The organism is Alteromonas sp. PRIM-21 (genome assembly GCF_027563165.1).
GTDB lineage: Bacteria > Pseudomonadota > Gammaproteobacteria > Enterobacterales > Alteromonadaceae > Alteromonas > Alteromonas macleodii_A.
Window position 1 is genome coordinate 47,121 of record NZ_JADOEK010000007.1, and the last position, 16,264, is coordinate 63,384.

The following is a 16,264-nucleotide window of genomic DNA, read 5'->3' on the forward strand; positions in this document are numbered from 1 at the left end:
TTTTAGCCCATCATTTTTTCGATTGGCATTACAAGAATAGAACTACAACCAAGGGCTTTAAGCTTTTCCATGGTTTCCCAGAATAAGGTTTCTGTAGAAACAACGTGGATAGCTACTTGCTCTTCATTTCCAGCTAATGGAAGCACCGTTGGGTTTTCAGCACCTGGAAGTAGGCTTTTCACCTGCTCTAAATAGGCTTTTGGCGCGTGTAACATGATGTACTTGCTTTCTTTCGCTAGTAATACCCCATCAACACGAGGCATAAGACGATTAACAAGTGTTACTTTCTCGTCGCTAAGTTCGCTGTCAGTACGCTTGATAAGTACCGCTTTACTGCGGAAGATGACATCTTTTTCTACAAGGCCATTTGCTTCAAGGGTTGCGCCTGTTGATACCAGGTCACAGATAGCGTCAGCTACACCAGCGCGAGGTGCTACTTCTACTGAGCCCTGTAGCATTACAGCTTTTGCGTTAATGCCTTGGTCTTTGAAGTAGCGCTCAAGAAGATAAGGGTAAGTGGTTGCTACTTTTTTGCCTTCTAAAGACTTGATACCGTCGTAATCCATTTCATTAGGTACGGCAATTGACAGCCTGCAGCCGCCGTAGTCTAGACGACGCAATACTTCATACTCAAACGGCTTGCCTGCTGCTTTGCGTTCAAGCATTTTTTCTTCAAGCTCATTTTCGCCAATGAAACCAAGGTCGCAAACGCCATCCATAACAAGGCCTGGAATGTCGTCATCACGGACGCGAAGTAAATCAATTGGCTCGTTCGTTGAGTGCGCAATCAGCAGGCGATCACGAATGTTCAATTTAATGCCGATAGCTTTAAGAAGTGCGATGCTGTCATCACTCAAGCGACCTGATTTTTGTACGGCAATTCGAAGTCTGTTGCTGTTACTCATTGAAACGTTCCTTACACGTTGTGTTTTAACTTTTGATTGCGCCTAAAACGAAAAACCCCCGGAAGTTTCCTTCCGAGGGTCGAGAATTTTTCTATCTGCGCCACTGGAAGGATTCATAGACCTTCCAGCACGAACCTGAAAGGTTATGCTTTGTGGTGATGGTGATGTTTCGCCGCGCAGTTAATCATTTTGATGAATTAAATTCCTAATTTCGAACGGCTGAAACATTAGCGGTTTGAGGATGGATTTGCAAGGCCAAAGTGAACTCTTTTGCTACATTAACTCTAAATTAATATACATATAATAAAACTATTCGTTATGAATTAGTTGTGAACCATAATTTTGAGCACTTTTCTGCCGATAAATTATAAAACAGATATACATTTTAGGAGGGCGTATGAGCAACGATTTACTGTTTCCCATTTTGCCTCGTAATACAAAAGTGCCCGTGGAACCCGATGAGCGGGTGAAGAAAGTGCAGAAGACAAAGAAGTCTGAGCATCTTAGTGAAGAAGATCGCGACAACTATCAAGATATAAAACGCACGGAGGTAGTCGATGCGTCAATAGAGAACTCGAAAGACAAAGAGCGAGACAACAGCAGCGGTGGGCTTAAACACATTGATATTGATGTTTAGACAATTCTAGTGATTACGTTTTTCTGCGTTTAACGCTTCAAATAACGCTTCTATTTACCCGGTGACTTTGTGCTTTGGTAGATAGAAGGGCAGCGGCACACGCTTAGAATGAGACTCTTTCACCTTCACTGTAGCACTTATATAGCTTTCTAACACTGGCAACCCTTGTTGCTTGAGCGATTGCACTAGTTCTGTAGGCAGTTTTGCCTGACTATTAAATTGATTGACTACAATGCCCAATAGCTTAAGTTCTGGGTTATGGTCCTCTTTAAGTTCTGTTGCATTGTCGAGTAAGTGCTCGATAGCTTGTGCGGAAAAGTCATCACAATCAAAAGGTACACAAAAGCCATCTGCAGCAATAAGTGCCGCTTTTGAATAGAAATTAAAATTTGGTGGCGTATCAATAAAGATATGGTCGAATTCCCCTTTTAACTCCTTCAGCGCATCTTTAAGCTTAAAAATTTTGTATCGAGATTCAAGTTCTCGCTCTACATCAGCTAAGGCTGGTGAGGACGGCATGACAAACAGATTTTCAAAAGGCGTAGGGTGAACGAACGCGTTAGGTTTCTTTGCGGTTCTAAATATTCCCACCACTTGTTTGAACATATCGGCCACAGTAAGGCTTTGCTCGTTGACGTCAAACCCCGTGTAGTGAGTGCTATTTCCTTGAGCGTCTAAGTCTACTAATAAAGTTCTATGGCCCAGTTTGGCGCTTTGAGCGGCTAGGTTGGTACTTATAGTCGATTTACCCACGCCGCCTTTTTGGTTAAACACCACGGTAATCATAAAAAATCCCTTCGCCAGTTGTGTTTAAAATATGCCCAATTGAAAGTGCTTATGCAAAAAATTGTTTGAGGTTTAATGCCAGTCACGCTCGGCGAGTTTACAGCAAAAAGCGCTAGCAAAAATAAAAAGGCCTCTTGCATTCAAGAGGCCTTTGGTTAGGTAAAGCACTAATCGCTATTTCGATTAGTCATAACAAGGACAGGCTCAGTTTAGTTCTTTATCTACCCAAAATTTTGTGCCTTTTACAGTGGCCTGTAAAGTAAGACCGCTTTCAGTCATGGTGTAAACAGTCACATTACCAAGATAACCTTCGCCTTCTGCAGACGCGCCTTTATTACCTGCTTTTGCCGCTACATCCGCATTGCCGCCAACAGTCCAACCATTTTCAATAAAATAGTTCATCGCCTTTTGAGTATGGAAGACCATGACAATGCGATAATCTTTAGCGCCTAAGCCAAGGCCTACGCCACCTTCAGCCATATTCATATATGTTTTTGCACCGGTAACGTTGTTGTTCACCACGCCGTAGCCTGTACCTGCGGCCACAAAAAACACATTAATGTTGGCGTTAGTGAATACAGCGTAGCCTGCGGCATCCCTTATTTGAGAGCGAGTATCTGGTTTCTCGGTATAGAGGCGTGCAAGCGCATTCTCTTGCATGTCTAAAATAGCTTGTTGCTTTTCAGCAACAGTGCCATCGCCCATAGAAGCGCAAGCAGTCAATGCCAAAACAGCAGCCAAAAATACAGACTTAATAGCTAACTTACTAATCTTCATGCAATTCTCCTTAGCATGTAGGTATTTTATCACTTGCGTTAAAAGACAGCTTCTAACGCTAGTAATTCAATAAAATACCGTTTTTGTTTACGTTTCATGACTTGTACGCAAAAACTGTGCTAGGTGATGCATTCAAACTAAAATCAGAAAAAGCTAAATGCGCTATAAGCTTCTCTCAAGTGAATATTTACCACTCGATTTCTAACTCAAGCGCACCGGGGTGGTCGGTTTGACCAACCATTTCTTCGTACGGCGTGCTTTGGCGAAGCCAAACGTGCTCAAATGCTTGCGAGTCGAAATGTTCTCTAATTTCATTCAAGCAGTGAAACGTTTTAGGTTGCGACTTTTTGTCTCTAACTAAACTGCGCGATGCACCCATACCCGTTGCAGCAAGGTAGTTACCACCTTCTAATGACTCAATGTATAAATTCATAATGTTGTCCTCGTTAGGTCGCAGCTAACTTTGGCTGCGTCTTTTAATTAATTAGTCGAAAACAGTGACAATGATCATTAATTTTGTGTCATGAAGGTTTTCATTCAGCCTCGTTAGAACACCGAAAACCGAAAACCGAACCTTTGAAGTAGAAGGGCGTTTGCTGGAAGCAAACTGTAACAGCGAGCGTTACCACCATTTGTTCGTGCACACCATGATCCCCGCCTTGTGCAAATTATCGTGTACTAGCTTTTTATCTTCCGAGTTTAAAAATGCGCCCAACTCAAACTGCTGCAAAGAGGTTTGTAAAATTAATCGTGACATCCGCTTCAGGCTTGTGTCTTTTTGATAAAACAAGGACGTGTCTGGACGGGGGAAGCATAGGCTGGTGCCGTTCGAGCAGGAAATTTGAATGTGGTCAGCAGAAACTAAAATTGTTTCCCATCGGTAGGTGGCTTTAGACACTAAGTACATAACTAACGCGAGCAACCCCACTTCTACCCCTGCAAACGGCAAGATTACCCAAGCACCTACTAAAGACCACGCAATAGCGATTAGACCAACAAACAAAGCAAACGCCATAATTAGGTATTTAGTTTGCCGCCATGTTGCTGAGCGGTTTGGCGAAAGATGCAGTTGCACCTGTTGCTCAAATGTAGATACTTCAACCATATTTTACAAAGTGCTATACATGACAATTGCGTAAGTAAAAGCTTATACGTTTCGAGCCAACAATAGTTTGAAAAATGTACTAATGCTAATGATTAACGTGTTAAGCGAATTTATTTTCTAACAATTATCATTGTTTTGTCGTAAGGACGTGTGTGATTTCTTTTTTTAAGCGCCAAACGGGCAAATTAATTGTAGTTTTACTTCTTTTTATCTGGTGTGGCCTTTGGTTAGCTCAGCCCGCTCCCATTGAGCTTGTTAAGGAATTTGGACTTTTCAGCGGGCTAGGTGTGATAGGGGCTATATTTGCAAACGCTACAGGCGCCGGTGGAGGTGTGGTGTTTGTTCCGTTTTTTAACTATCTATCGTTTTCTCCTCAAAGCGTAGTGGCAACCAGCTTTGCTATTCAATGCTGCGGAATGACCGCTGGCGCATTAACGTGGGCGGCGTATTATAAAAGACAGCACAAGTACGATGGCTACTGGCAAGCGCTGCCGAGCGCACTAATGCTAACCATTCCTTCGTCAATTTGCGGTATAGGGTTTGCGCAATATTCGTCGCAAAGCAAGCTTCTGCTCGAACATTTATGGGGTGGAGCTAATAACCTTCATATTGCTTTTGGAAGTTTTTCTATCTTATTAGCGATTGCAATTTTTGCTTCTATTCCTCTAATGAAGCGCACTCATTTTATCAAAGAGTTACAAACAAAAGACTTAGTGTTTCTGCCCTTCATCGGTTTTCTAGGCGGCATTATTACGGCCTGGCTTTCGGTGGGAGTGGGTGAGTTAGTGGCGGTTTACCTCATTATTCGTGGGTTTAATGTCACCATGTCTATCGCGGTTGCGGTTATCTTATCTGCGTTTACTGTGTGGTCAGCGCTGCCATATCACGCTTTTATAAATCCGTCGGTGGTTTGGCAGGTCGTTTTGTTTGCTGGAGCGGGCGCAATCATCGGTGGAATGATTGCCAAATATGTAGTTTTGGCATTTTCCGTTCAGCGTCTAAAACTTTTTTTCGGTATGTGGGTACTAATTTTAGGAGTCACAAGTTTACCTATTCTTTAAGTCATGAGCTAGCGACAGTTAGCAGCCCAGCTTGCTGCGATTTAAAGCCTAAAAGTAACATAACGTAGTGCATAGTAACGCGCACTATTCAGGTTCTTCTTCTAAACGCCAATCTCGATAAGGAAAGATAAAATGGATATCAATCCTACCCCTCAGAAACGCTACAACGTGTTTCAGCCACAATGGTCATCTCATGCGGTTATTTATCAGGTCAACACCCGTCAGTTTTCAGAAGAAGGAACTTTCGAGGGTGTAAGAAAAGGGCTTGCGCATATTAAATCCTTGGGCGCTGATATCATTTGGCTTATGCCTGTACATCCTATTGGTGAAAAGAATAGAAAAGGCGAGCTTGGAAGTCCCTACGCCGTTAAAGACTACTTGGCCATTAATCCAGAATTCGGTAGTGACGAAGATTTCAAAGCGCTGGTGGACGAAGCGCACCGGCTATCGCTGAAAGTCATCATTGATTGGGTACCAAATCACAGTGCATGGGATAATCCATTAGCTGAACAGCACCCTGAGTGGTACGCCAAAGATTATAAAGGCGATTTTCGTCCCTCGCCGTGGTGGGATTGGAGCGATATTATTGAGTTCGATTATGAACAAATTGGCCTTCGAAAATACATGATTAATGCAATGTGTTACTGGGTTGAAAAGTTCAATATCGACGGCTTTCGTTGTGATGTGGCAGGTTATGTGCCGAACGACTTCTGGACTCAAGCTGTCGAGACATTAAATGCAATTCGGCCTGTCTTTATGCTGGCTGAATGGGAGAATCGCGACCTTCACGAAAATGCGTTCAATATGACTTACGCATGGAGCTGGAATGAAACACTTCATGAGCTCGCTCACGGAAAGTGCTCACTAGATAGGTTGCGCAAGTATTATTCGTGGAACGAACGCAGCTGGCCAGCCTCTGCGTATAGAATGACCTTTGTTAGTAATCACGACAAAAATGCCTGGGATGGCACTCAGCGTGAACAGTTTGGCGAAGCACTTGAAGCTTGCATTGCTTTATCGGTAATAGGTGAGGGCATGCCCCTAATTCATAATGGGCAAGAGGCGGGAGAAACTAAACGGTTAGCATTCTTCGAGCGCGATCCTATTGAATGGCAAGACCATAAAATCGGCAATTTGTATCGCGAGCTTATTACACTTAAAAAATCTAAAGCCGTACTAGGAAATGGAGAGTATGGCGCAAGGATGATTCAGGTCCCGAACTCGACAATGGACAAGGTTTTCAGCTTTGTACGCCATAACGAGCGGGAAAAAGTGTTTGTTGTTATTAACTTTTCAAATGAGCATCTCGAAGTAACCTTCGAAGAGCCATTATTTCAGGGCGAATACACACATTGGCAGCGTAATGAAAAACGAAGGGTTAACGCTGATTCGGTCTATAAACTTGAACCATGGCAATTTGAAATTTGGATAGCTTGAAGCGTTGATCGTTTGGCGTCGTGTTTAACTACAAAAGGTATATGAGATTTTTCATTTTTACTAAGTAAAGATTAAGGACGAACTATGACTACGAATGAGCCAAGTGAAAAAACCGAAGACCGCTCTTTAAATAATCACGCTGCGCTGAAAACTTCCATTGCCAATGGTGATGTAAGAGAGGTCAAGACGCGGCTTAAAGGGCATTCTTTAAACAAGCTAGAGAAAGGCTACTTAATTGACCTCGCTCGCTTAAGTGGGAACAGTGAGATAGAGGAAGTAATCAAGTCTACGCCGGAAAGTTAGGTTTTTCTTAATTGCCCTAAGATATGTGCGTACCCTTCTATTACCGGAAGGGGCGCACCATAGTTTATACTTAAGAACGCAACCTTGTTTAAGTTACTTCCGTAGATGCTTATTATTGTTGAGATTTTCAACTTCAGCTTCAACGGGTTTTTCGAGTTTAGACACTGCGTAGGCAACGCCAAAGCCTAAACAGCTTCCCACCAAAACATCTGATAAATGATGTGCATCGCGCTTAGTCCTCGACTTTCCAATAACTGCCGTGGCAGCTAAACCTGCCGCTGATGCTAATAGTAGAGGTCCAGAAGTCCGAGGTATTGAGCCCGTCACTGCCGCTACTGCTGCCGCATGTCCTGATGGCATAGAGTTAAATTTGTCTTTCAATGCCGGGCCTTTTATTTCAGGGCCTGTCTCAGCTCTAGGACGCTTTCGTCCAATCAATCTCTTAAGGCCTGCATTAAGTAGACCTGCCACTGAGGCTGATAACGTCGATTTTAGAAGGAAGCGTTGTATTTTTGGAGCGTCCGTCATCTTAGATACAGCATAGGCTGAACCTGTTATCGCGGCGACTGATGGTGGCGTCGTTGCATTGCTCAATTTGCTAGACGTAATAAGGCTATCTTTACTCTGCGCTTTATCTGCACTGCGCCCATTCATTTTGCGCAGTGCTCGGTACGCGAGTAAACTTTTAATTCCTGTGGAAGCTAACATAAAAATCCTTTATTCGATGAAGTGGTGGGAGAGGGAATCAATACGTGCAGGCTTGATAGCACGTGTACAGAAAAAGTATTTAAACAATAAAAAGAGCCGCACAAGCGGCTCTTTTCTTAATGCAACATTACTCTTCCGAATTACCGTCTAAATTCCCTTCAGATGAGCGCTGATAACGCTTAAATTCGGTACGTGTAATCAATTCATCATCATTTAAATCGATTTTATCGAAATTGCGTGTTACGCCACTTCTTGAGGCTTCAGCTTTGGTAAGCTCGCCATCGTTGTTTGCGTCCATCATGTCGAATTTACTACGTGCGATTACTGCTTCATCTGCGATCACCGTCTTATCGTTCACAACAGTATCTTCGGCTACTTTATCGACCTTTGTCTTTTCTAAGTTTCCATTAGCTTTAAGCTCAGTTTCAGCTCTTAACTCGTGAGTCAGCCTTTTATCTTTTGTTGCGGCAACCACTTCATCTACATCAGTATCAACGTTAACCTCCGTTTCCATTGTACCTTGTGACCCCATGCTTTCTTTCATCGACTTTACTGAAGAAATCACTTCATCATCGAAATGTTGAGGGTGCTTCATGACATGAGCATTAAATTCTTTAGCTGAAAGTTGCATGTCTGAATTGGTATCAATTTTAGAGAAGTGCGCATAAATCTCATCGTCGTCTGCTTCTTCCCGCGAGATATATCCATTGTCGTCATTGTCTAAATCAACAAAGGTTGTGTCGATTTTTTCCATGTCGTCGCCAGCAAATGCACCAGCTGACAGAGCGGCACTAATTAATGTAGCAATAGTTAACTTTTTCATATCTTACTCCTTGGTTTTTCGGCCTCCATACTGCTTAAAAACGGAGGAGAGAGTTCACAAAGGATTATTCACAGCATATGCCATTTCAATAAAGTTTATTTAAAACAATAGTTTATATCTTTTCGGGGCTGGAGAGAATTACGCTAAATTGTGAGAACTATAGAATTTTATGCAAAAGTTACCCAATATTTTTAACAAAATTGGCACAAGCGCAGCGTGTCGATATAAGCAAACGTTGGTTATAAGTTTATAGCTTCACATCTCATTAAAAACGCATAGCGTTAAGTCGAAACTATATAGGCGTCAAGTACCACTGAGTTGAATGGAAAAAAAGCAATGTTTTTGGTCAAAACGCTTTCTCTCTACATTGCTCGACTGGCAAAATAGCCAAAATTTTCCGATAATCAAACCTTTAAACTACTTGATGATGTGATGGAAACGCGACTTCCGCTATATAAAAAGCTTCTGGTAATGTACCGCATTGAACCGGGGTGTCTTGGGCCGCAAGGTGCTGACTACGTCGAGGAGTTCTGTGTTTTTGCGAAGAAGAAGCTAAAAGACAACAATGGTCATTGTTTGCGATGGACTATTAAGCCCCGTTACGACAAAACACTGCCTGAGCTTGAATTTCAGATAAAAAACGCCGTACTTTCACGCGACAATGCGGCCAAATATATGGACAGTTTTGACATTGACATCGACGCTTTTGAAGAAGAGCTTGAAGAATCACTCGCCGATTTAGTTGACGCTTTTTTTGAACGTTAACTCAAACTTTAGCAATATTCGAAAAGCCATATCACTGCGAATATTGTCGTTAAAACGTAAACCTTTAATGGGCATTCAATAGGCTTTTTGGCATAATGCGCGGCCTAAAGTAGAAAAGTAATGACAGCGCTTAAACCATGCCCACAATAAATAACGTATTCTCATCAGATGGCCTTCTTGCTGGCGCTATCAAGGGGTTTGTGCCTCGCGAAGCGCAAACTGAGATGGCGAAGGCAGTTAAGCGCGCTATTGATACTACGGGTAGTTTGATAGTAGAGGCGGGTACAGGAACGGGAAAAACCTTCGCCTATCTTGCTCCAGCATTACTGAGCGACGGAAAAGCCATCGTTTCCACCGGGACTAAAAACCTGCAAGAGCAGCTATTTCACCGCGACCTACCTCTTGTAAAAAAAGCTTTGGGCAGCAAGCGAAAAACTGCACTGTTAAAAGGTCGTTCAAATTATCTTTGTCTTCACCGGGTTGCACAGCACAGCGGTAACTCAACTCTGGTTGAAAAAGAGGTATTGGGTCAGCTTTCAGAAGTGAAACGCTGGTCGAGTACAACCAAAACAGGGGATATGGGTGAGCTTAAGACGCTTCCCGAAGATGCTCGTGTCCTCCCCCTTGTTACCTCTACCGTGGATAACTGCTTGGGTCGCGACTGTCCAGATTATGAAGAATGTTATTTAGTCAAAGCGCGCAGAAAGGCGCTAGATGCTGATATTATCGTGGTAAATCACCACCTTTTCTTTGCTGATATGGCACTGAAAGATACAGGTTTTGGTGAGCTTATCCCTGAAGCCGACGCGATTATTTTTGATGAAGCCCACCAAATTCCTGACATTGCCAGTGATTACTTCGGTGAGTCACTTTCAACGCGTCAAATCCACGACATCGCGAAAGATATTACGCTGTTGTTCAGAACGGTTTTAAAAGATGCCGGGCAGTTAGATAAAGCCGCTGACAAATGTAGAATGATCGCGTCTGATTTGCGTTTACTGTTTCCTGACACTGCTGAAAGGGGCAATTGGGCTGAGGCGCTAGACCGTGACGACGTTCGTATGCAGGTGGGCAAATTAGCCGAAGCGCTGGGTGTACTGCATGAGGTGTGTAAATTACATATTGGCCGCGATAAAGACCTGGATAACATGTATGAACGTGTTGTTGCGGCAAGAGAGCAGTTAGACGCATTAAGCGATAACAAGCAAGAGAATGTGAGTCTGTGGTATGAGACAACGCAGCGCCACCTCATTATGCATTTAACGCCATTATCGATTGCGGCTAAATTCAGACGATTTGTCTCATCGCCGCCGCGCGGGTGGATATTTACTTCGGCAACCTTAATGGTGAACGGCGGCTTTGACCACTTCCAGCGCCGTATGGGCTTAGAAGACGCAGAAACCTTAGGTTTGGATAGCCCGTTTAATTACCCTGAACAGGCCATGTTGTGCGTACCTCGCTATTTGCCCGAGCCCAATAGCTATGCCATGCGCGAAACTTTGCTAGAAACGGCCAAACGGCTAATCAAAGCAAGTCGCGGTAGATGTTTCTTACTGTTTACTAGTCACGCAATGCTTAGGGAAATTGCCCAAAAGCTTGAAGATGAGATAGACAACCCGCTGTTAGTACAAGGGACAACAACCAAGCAGGCTTTGCTTGACGCTTATCTTGCAGATGAAAAAGCGGTATTGATGGGCACGGGCGCGTTTTGGGAAGGGGTAGATGTGCGAGGTAACGACCTAGTTTGTGTGATGATTGATAAGTTGCCGTTTGCGTCCCCTGATGATCCACTGCTTCAAGCGCGTATGGAAGATGTGAAAAAGCGCGGCGCGAATCCGTTTGGTGTTATCCAGATTCCCCAAGCGGTTATCACCTTAAAGCAAGGCGCGGGGCGTCTAATACGAGATCCGTCTGATAAAGGCGTACTGGTTATCTGTGATAACCGGTTAGTAACAAAACCTTACGCCAAAACCTTCATCGGTAGCTTGCCCGATATGAAGCGAACAAGAAGCTTAGACGAAGTAGAAACATTTTTAGCCGGCATTGATGAAGCCTAAGTTAAAGCACTGAAATGCGGTTAAAGAGTGCTCACTCTCTATCGCTATTTTCAGTTGGTATGAAATAAGAGATAAACATGAATATTTTAGCTATAGATACGGCAACCGAAGCGTGCTCAGTGGCGCTTAAGTATAACGATACTATTATTACGCGCTTTGAAATATGTCCTCAGCTACATAGCCAACGTCTACTTCCCATGGTAGATGAAGTATTAAAAGAAGCACAGGTAGCACTAACCGATCTTGATTTACTGGCTTTTGGTCGAGGCCCTGGCAGCTTTACCGGAGTTCGTATAGCAACGGGCATGATTCAAGGTCTAGCGCTAGGAACGGGGTTAAAGGTCGCCGGCGTAAGCACGCTTGAAGCAATGGCGTTCGAAATGGCGTCTAAAACCGAAGACAAAGCGGCATTGATCGCTGTTGCATCAGATGCGCGCATGAATGAAGTGTATTTTGCTGTTTATAAGCAAACAGAAGAAGGTGTTTTACTCACTATTGACGAGCAAGTTTGTCCGCCAGAAGTGGCTATTGAACAGCTAAATGAACAACGAGAAAATAACAGCGCTACCGTTATTGCCGTTGGCACAGGCTGGTCTGCTTATGATGAACTTACAAAATGGAAGTCTGAAGTAATTGGTGAAACAACGTCTGACGTTACCCTTCCAAACGCGCAATTCATGCTACAGCTTGCACGCGAAGCTTATGAAAAAGGTGAAGTGTCTGACGCCGTGAATGTTGAACCTGTTTATTTGCGCGATAAAGTAACGTGGAAAAAGTTACCGGGAAGAGAGTAGTAATACTTAAAAGCGTACCTGCTTAAAGCGAATGGATTGCTACAGTTTGCTCCTGTATGGTACGTTTTTTGCCTTATCAACCTCGTATGATTATAAATAATAACTTCGCATTACCGTCCTCTGAACCTTCGCAGGGACGAGTTGCAAAGATCAGTAAAGACCCCGAACAGCAAAATAAGGGGCAAAATGAATCGTCGGTAAAGGCGATTGTTGTTGCGCCCGACGAACAGGGTACGGATAACGCTAAAGCCTACCAGCAATTTGTTCGAGAGGATGGCAATACCTATTCTCAAAACGCGATAGCTTCTTACACCAGTTTTGAAAAACAACAACAACGAGAATCTATCCAGTCAATGTTTGGCGTAGATATCTACGCATAAATCTACGCACACTGCTGTCTTTTTACTTGCAAGTTAATTATAACGAATTGTTAAATCTCGCACATCCTTTTGAACTAACTACTACTGTATCTACACTAAATTAGTGTGGCATACGGCCCCTTTTGCGTTTATCCAATACATTAATTGAACGACAATGGTAGTCGTCTCGTATTAATGCTAATGTTGAGTTGCTAGGATGCGGTTTTTCTTTGTAACTTAAAGAGATACGTAAGAGTATATAAGAGTTTTTAGATGTGTTGCCGCACAAGAATTTCGTTTAGAACACCTGTTGAATCATTGTGATTCAATTAGGCGCAACATTTTTTCTAGGGTTCAGAGGAGCGCTTTGATGTCTCGTTATTTAATTCTAATTACGGTCATGTTATTTACAGGCTGTACCATAGTTCCAGATAGTATCGATGTACCTGAAGGTACCCAGTTAGTCAGCTACTCTAAGGCGGTGACTTCAGGTGCTAGTGCGCAAGGTCAAAAAGCGCGATGGGGTGGTATGATTGTTGGGGTTGAAAATAAGCCTAACAAGACATTGATCGAGCTTGCTCACTTTCCTTTGAACCACTACGGTAAACCTTCCACCAATGGCGAAACGTCAGGCCGATTTAAAGTTCAAATAGATGGCTTTGTTGACCCTATAGTTTTTGAAGAAGGGCGCTCCGCAACATTTTTAGGCAGTATAACTGCACCGACTGCGGGTATGGTTGGGGAACAACCTTATATCTACCCAACAATTATCGCCGAAGACTACTATATGTGGAAAAAACAAGAAGTTTACGATGTAAATACTTACTTCTTTAACTATCACACCGGCTGGTATTCACCATTTTATCGCTTTAATGGTCCGTGGATGTACCCGCATTTCAATAGAACCCGCGTAATCCGGTATCAAAATGCACCGAGCAAAGCAAAGTTACCTTCTACCAACAATAGACCAAGTAACAACAATTCTGAGCCGCGTGGTAAATCACCAAGTACCAACAAGCGACAATAGGGATAGTTAATTGGGGCGGCATATAATTGCCGCCTTATTGGTTTTAGTGGAATGAAAATGTAAGGGAGGCGGCGGTTATTTGCCGGTACGGAGCGTTATGATTGAAACAGAATTCAATATTGGAGCACTACACCTAGCTGCGTTAGATAACCAAGGTGGTGGCAAAGTTGTTATTGGTTTACACGGGTACTTAGATAACGCAGAAAGCCTAAGGTTGCTAGCGCCTTATCTTCAAACCCACCGCTTTATTGCAATTGACCTTGCAGGGCATGGCCGTTCATCTCATCGTGTGCATGGTGCGCATTACAATCAAGCTGACTACCTGCAAGACTTGTACGCCTTAATTGAATCTCAAAATTGGGAAGAGGTAATTCTACTGGGGCACTCACTTGGTGGAATCCTTGCTAGCTTATTCGCTGCACTCTTCCCCGAAAAAGTCTCTGCTGTCATTAGCATTGATGCATGCGGCCCGCTTACAGAAAGTGAAGAGACCACTGCATCGCAAATGCGAGAGTCTATTATCAGCCGTCATGCTAAATCGCGTAATAAGTTGCGAATCGTCGATTTAGAAGATGCTGTAAAAGCGAGATGCAAAATTTCAGATATTCCAGAAGAGCACGCCCGTTCAATATTGTCTAGAAACTTAACTCAAGATGCTGGTGGACATTGCTTTTGGGCGAGCGATCCTAAACTACGCACAAAATCATCGTTAAGGTTCACAGAAAAACAGGCAGAATCTCTTATGCGTGCTATTGTATGTCCTGTACTTTTTATCGGTGCATCTAATAGCTTTAAAAATCTAGAGTCAGTCTTTCCAAAAAGGAAGGGGTGGTTTTTAAATGCACAATACGAACAATTAGTAGGCGGTCATCATATTCACATGGAAAATACTGATGATGTAGGGCTACTAATTCGCAATTTTGTTGAGCAATTGTAAATTGTGCCGTTTATTTTTTTTTACACTTCCTATACTATTCGCAAGTTATCAGACCAGTTACATGGGCACGTCTTCTAAAGTGCTCATTAAATAGTATAAGAATAAAGTAGAGGAGGTTTTGGTGGAAAAAACCTGGCTTAAGCATTACGACCCTCGCGTTTCCGCAGAAATCGATGCCGATCGTTACGCATCTGTAGTAGACATTTTCGAGCAGTCGGTTAAGAAGTTTAAAAACAAAGAAGCCTTCATTAACATGGGGCACTCAATTTCGTTTGAGGAGCTAGATACCTTATCAGCGCAGTTCGCTGCATACTTACAGTCTAGCGGCTTAAAACGCGGTGATGCTGTGGCAATTATGATGCCTAACCTCCTTCAGTACCCTGTTGCTATGTTTGGGATATTGCGTGCAGGTATGGTTGTGGTTAACGTTAATCCTCTTTATACCGCTCGCGAGTTGAAGCATCAGCTTAACGATGCCAACGCTAAAGCTATCGTTATAGTTGAGAACTTCGCTTGTACTCTCGAAGAGGTTATCGCAGATACTAATCTACAAGAAGTCTTTTTGACGGCATTGGGTGACATGTTGCCTGCTCCTAAGCGTTGGGTTGTGAACGCGGTGGTTAAGTACGTCAAAAAGATGGTGCCTTCATTCAACCTGCCTGAAACGACTTCGTTTATGTCGGCGGTTAAAAAAGGTCAGTCTCTTGAATACAAGCGTCCAGATATTGATAGTGGCGATTTGGCATTCCTTCAGTACACAGGTGGAACAACCGGTGTTTCTAAAGGGGCTATGCTAACTCACCGCAACATGGTGGCAAACTTAGAACAAGTGTCAGGTATTCTAGAAACCGTTATAGAAGAAGGCGAAGACTTTGTTGTTACCGCTCTTCCGCTGTATCATATCTTTGCTCTATTGGCGAACTGCCTCATGTTCGTTAAATATGGCTGCCGCAACTTGCTTATTACCAACCCCCGCGACATGCCAGCTTTTGTAAACGAGCTAAGCAAATATCCGTTTACTATCCTGCCAGGCGTCAACACCTTGTTTAACGGCCTGTTAAACACGCCAGGGTTCAGCGAGCTTGATTTCAGTAAGTTTAAATTTGGCTTAGGGGGCGGCATGGCTGTTCAGCGCCCTGTGGCAGAGAAGTGGGAGAAGATTACTAACACTGTGCTTCTTGAAGGCTATGGCCTTACAGAGTGCTCACCTGTGGTTGCGGTAAACCCACCTCAGATTGAAGCTTATAAAGGCGCAATCGGTATGCCTGTGCCTTCTACAGATATCAAGCTGCTTGATGATGACGGTAACCCTGTCGAAAAGGGTGAGCCGGGTGAAATGTGGGTAAAAGGCCCTCAGGTGATGAAAGGGTATTTGAACCGACCTGAAGCAACAGAAGAAATTTTAAAAGACGGTTGGCTAGCCACTGGCGACATTGCAACAATAGATGATGAAGGTTACTTCTATATTGTTGACCGTAAAAAGGATATGATCCTAGTGTCAGGCTTCAACGTGTTCCCGAACGAGATTGAAGAAGTTGCTGCAATGCATGACCATATTGTTGAAGCAGCTGCAGTTGGGGTTCCTCACGAAGTCAGCGGTGAAGTTGTGAAACTATTCGTAGTTAAAAATAACGATTCACTCACTGAAAAAGACGTTATCGCGCACTGCCGTAATCATTTAACAGGTTACAAAGTGCCTAAGCAAGTTGTGTTCAAAGACGACTTACCAAAAACCAATGTAGGTAAAATACTGCGTCGGGAGCTTCGAGACTAATTTCGTTGA

Annotated in this window: 18 protein-coding genes and 1 other annotated feature; of the genes, 11 read left to right on the forward strand and 7 right to left on the reverse strand. The window is 43.3% G+C overall.

Translation table 11 applies throughout. The features are described from left to right. Positions 1 to 2: 2 nt before the first annotated feature. Positions 3 to 905, reverse strand: coding sequence for an ATP phosphoribosyltransferase (gene hisG / locus IW644_RS11315; RefSeq protein ID WP_179983939.1), 903 nt, complete (start codon positions 903 to 905; stop codon positions 3 to 5). A 50-nt stretch (positions 906 to 955) separates the two neighbouring features. Continuing rightward, positions 956 to 1,073 (reverse strand) — a sequence feature (His leader region). 229 nt (positions 1,074 to 1,302) lie between these two features. On the opposite strand from hisG, the gene IW644_RS11320 reads away from it, so the two are divergent. After that, a complete protein-coding gene (locus IW644_RS11320; RefSeq protein ID WP_179983938.1) occupies positions 1,303 to 1,542 on the forward strand; it encodes a hypothetical protein in 240 nt (79 codons plus the stop codon). A gap of 54 nt (positions 1,543 to 1,596) precedes the next feature. On the opposite strand, the gene IW644_RS11325 is transcribed toward IW644_RS11320, so the two are convergent. The 4 genes from IW644_RS11325 to IW644_RS11340 all read right to left on the reverse strand — a co-directional run bounded on the left by IW644_RS11325 (position 1,597) and on the right by IW644_RS11340 (position 4,210). Next, positions 1,597 to 2,328 (reverse strand): ParA family protein, encoded by a 732-nt coding sequence (locus IW644_RS11325; protein ID WP_269917687.1) that lies wholly within the window; start codon positions 2,326 to 2,328, stop codon positions 1,597 to 1,599. Positions 2,329 to 2,532: 204 nt separating this feature from the next. Beyond that, a complete protein-coding gene (locus IW644_RS11330; protein WP_136782996.1) occupies positions 2,533 to 3,105 on the reverse strand; it encodes a YSC84-related protein in 573 nt (190 codons plus the stop codon). A gap of 187 nt (positions 3,106 to 3,292) precedes the next feature. Continuing rightward, complete coding sequence (locus IW644_RS11335) at positions 3,293 to 3,538, reverse strand: DUF6482 family protein (RefSeq protein WP_179983935.1); 246 nt, start codon at positions 3,536 to 3,538, stop codon at positions 3,293 to 3,295. 189 nt (positions 3,539 to 3,727) lie between these two features. Then, a complete protein-coding gene (locus tag IW644_RS11340) occupies positions 3,728 to 4,210 on the reverse strand; it encodes a DUF2244 domain-containing protein (protein ID WP_269917688.1) in 483 nt (160 codons plus the stop codon). Between the two features lie 152 nt (positions 4,211 to 4,362). Between IW644_RS11340 and IW644_RS11345 the strand changes: the two genes are divergently transcribed. The 3 genes from IW644_RS11345 (at position 4,363) to IW644_RS11355 (ending at position 7,011) form a co-directional block, all read left to right on the forward strand. Next, positions 4,363 to 5,271: a sulfite exporter TauE/SafE family protein gene (locus tag IW644_RS11345; RefSeq protein WP_269917689.1), complete on the forward strand. Its 909-nt coding sequence runs from the start codon at positions 4,363 to 4,365 to the stop codon at positions 5,269 to 5,271. 132 nt (positions 5,272 to 5,403) lie between these two features. Next, a complete protein-coding gene (locus IW644_RS11350; protein WP_269917690.1) occupies positions 5,404 to 6,708 on the forward strand; it encodes an alpha-amylase family glycosyl hydrolase in 1,305 nt (434 codons plus the stop codon). Positions 6,709 to 6,792: 84 nt separating this feature from the next. After that, the gene (locus IW644_RS11355) at positions 6,793 to 7,011 is read left to right on the forward strand and encodes a hypothetical protein (protein WP_269917691.1); all 219 of its coding nucleotides are present in this window, start codon (positions 6,793 to 6,795) and stop codon (positions 7,009 to 7,011) included. A gap of 93 nt (positions 7,012 to 7,104) precedes the next feature. On the opposite strand, the gene IW644_RS11360 is transcribed toward IW644_RS11355, so the two are convergent. Together IW644_RS11360 and IW644_RS11365 are read right to left on the reverse strand one after the other, a co-directional pair. Next, the gene (locus IW644_RS11360; RefSeq protein ID WP_269917692.1) at positions 7,105 to 7,719 is read right to left on the reverse strand and encodes a phosphatase PAP2 family protein; all 615 of its coding nucleotides are present in this window, start codon (positions 7,717 to 7,719) and stop codon (positions 7,105 to 7,107) included. Positions 7,720 to 7,846: 127 nt separating this feature from the next. Further along, positions 7,847 to 8,542, reverse strand: a complete 696-nt coding sequence (locus tag IW644_RS11365) for a calcium-binding protein (RefSeq protein WP_269917693.1) — start codon at positions 8,540 to 8,542, stop codon at positions 7,847 to 7,849. 471 nt (positions 8,543 to 9,013) lie between these two features. On the opposite strand from IW644_RS11365, the gene IW644_RS11370 reads away from it, so the two are divergent. From IW644_RS11370 to fadD, 7 genes are all read left to right on the forward strand, one after another. Beyond that, positions 9,014 to 9,307: a hypothetical protein gene (locus IW644_RS11370; RefSeq protein ID WP_269917694.1), complete on the forward strand. Its 294-nt coding sequence runs from the start codon at positions 9,014 to 9,016 to the stop codon at positions 9,305 to 9,307. A gap of 137 nt (positions 9,308 to 9,444) precedes the next feature. Beyond that, complete coding sequence (locus tag IW644_RS11375; protein WP_269917695.1) at positions 9,445 to 11,364, forward strand: ATP-dependent DNA helicase; 1,920 nt, start codon at positions 9,445 to 9,447, stop codon at positions 11,362 to 11,364. A gap of 77 nt (positions 11,365 to 11,441) precedes the next feature. Continuing rightward, positions 11,442 to 12,158 (forward strand): tRNA (adenosine(37)-N6)-threonylcarbamoyltransferase complex dimerization subunit type 1 TsaB, encoded by a 717-nt coding sequence (gene tsaB / locus IW644_RS11380; protein ID WP_269917696.1) that lies wholly within the window; start codon positions 11,442 to 11,444, stop codon positions 12,156 to 12,158. Positions 12,159 to 12,226: 68 nt separating this feature from the next. After that, on the forward strand, positions 12,227 to 12,538 hold the full coding sequence (locus tag IW644_RS11385) for a hypothetical protein (protein WP_269917697.1): 312 nt from the start codon (positions 12,227 to 12,229) through the stop codon (positions 12,536 to 12,538). Between the two features lie 349 nt (positions 12,539 to 12,887). After that, entirely contained in the window at positions 12,888 to 13,544 is a 657-nt protein-coding gene (locus tag IW644_RS11390) for a Slp family lipoprotein (protein ID WP_269917698.1), read from the forward strand. A 97-nt stretch (positions 13,545 to 13,641) separates the two neighbouring features. After that, positions 13,642 to 14,481, forward strand: coding sequence for an alpha/beta fold hydrolase (locus IW644_RS11395; RefSeq protein ID WP_179983922.1), 840 nt, complete (start codon positions 13,642 to 13,644; stop codon positions 14,479 to 14,481). Between the two features lie 121 nt (positions 14,482 to 14,602). Next, entirely contained in the window at positions 14,603 to 16,255 is a 1,653-nt protein-coding gene (gene fadD, locus IW644_RS11400; RefSeq protein WP_179983921.1) for a long-chain-fatty-acid--CoA ligase FadD, read from the forward strand. Positions 16,256 to 16,264: the final 9 nt, after the last annotated feature.

Bases quoted from the DNA above. Each gene is read 5' to 3' on its own strand.
- IW644_RS11340 (WP_269917688.1), bottom strand. From the start codon at position 4,210: ATGGTTGAAGTATCTACATTTGAGCAACAGGTGCAACTGCATCTTTCG.
- IW644_RS11350 (WP_269917690.1), top strand. From the start codon at position 5,404: ATGGATATCAATCCTACCCCTCAGAAACGCTACAACGTGTTTCAGCCA.
- IW644_RS11365 (WP_269917693.1), bottom strand. From the start codon at position 8,542: ATGAAAAAGTTAACTATTGCTACATTAATTAGTGCCGCTCTGTCAGCT.
- IW644_RS11335 (WP_179983935.1), bottom strand. From the start codon at position 3,538: ATGAATTTATACATTGAGTCATTAGAAGGTGGTAACTACCTTGCTGCA.
- tsaB (WP_269917696.1), top strand. From the start codon at position 11,442: ATGAATATTTTAGCTATAGATACGGCAACCGAAGCGTGCTCAGTGGCG.
- IW644_RS11330 (WP_136782996.1), bottom strand. From the start codon at position 3,105: ATGAAGATTAGTAAGTTAGCTATTAAGTCTGTATTTTTGGCTGCTGTT.
- IW644_RS11360 (WP_269917692.1), bottom strand. From the start codon at position 7,719: ATGTTAGCTTCCACAGGAATTAAAAGTTTACTCGCGTACCGAGCACTG.
- hisG (WP_179983939.1), bottom strand. From the start codon at position 905: ATGAGTAACAGCAACAGACTTCGAATTGCCGTACAAAAATCAGGTCGC.
- IW644_RS11320 (WP_179983938.1), top strand. From the start codon at position 1,303: ATGAGCAACGATTTACTGTTTCCCATTTTGCCTCGTAATACAAAAGTG.
- IW644_RS11370 (WP_269917694.1), top strand. From the start codon at position 9,014: ATGTACCGCATTGAACCGGGGTGTCTTGGGCCGCAAGGTGCTGACTAC.
- IW644_RS11395 (WP_179983922.1), top strand. From the start codon at position 13,642: ATGATTGAAACAGAATTCAATATTGGAGCACTACACCTAGCTGCGTTA.
- IW644_RS11355 (WP_269917691.1), top strand. From the start codon at position 6,793: ATGACTACGAATGAGCCAAGTGAAAAAACCGAAGACCGCTCTTTAAAT.
- IW644_RS11325 (WP_269917687.1), bottom strand. From the start codon at position 2,328: ATGATTACCGTGGTGTTTAACCAAAAAGGCGGCGTGGGTAAATCGACT.
- IW644_RS11375 (WP_269917695.1), top strand. From the start codon at position 9,445: ATGCCCACAATAAATAACGTATTCTCATCAGATGGCCTTCTTGCTGGC.
- IW644_RS11390 (WP_269917698.1), top strand. From the start codon at position 12,888: ATGTCTCGTTATTTAATTCTAATTACGGTCATGTTATTTACAGGCTGT.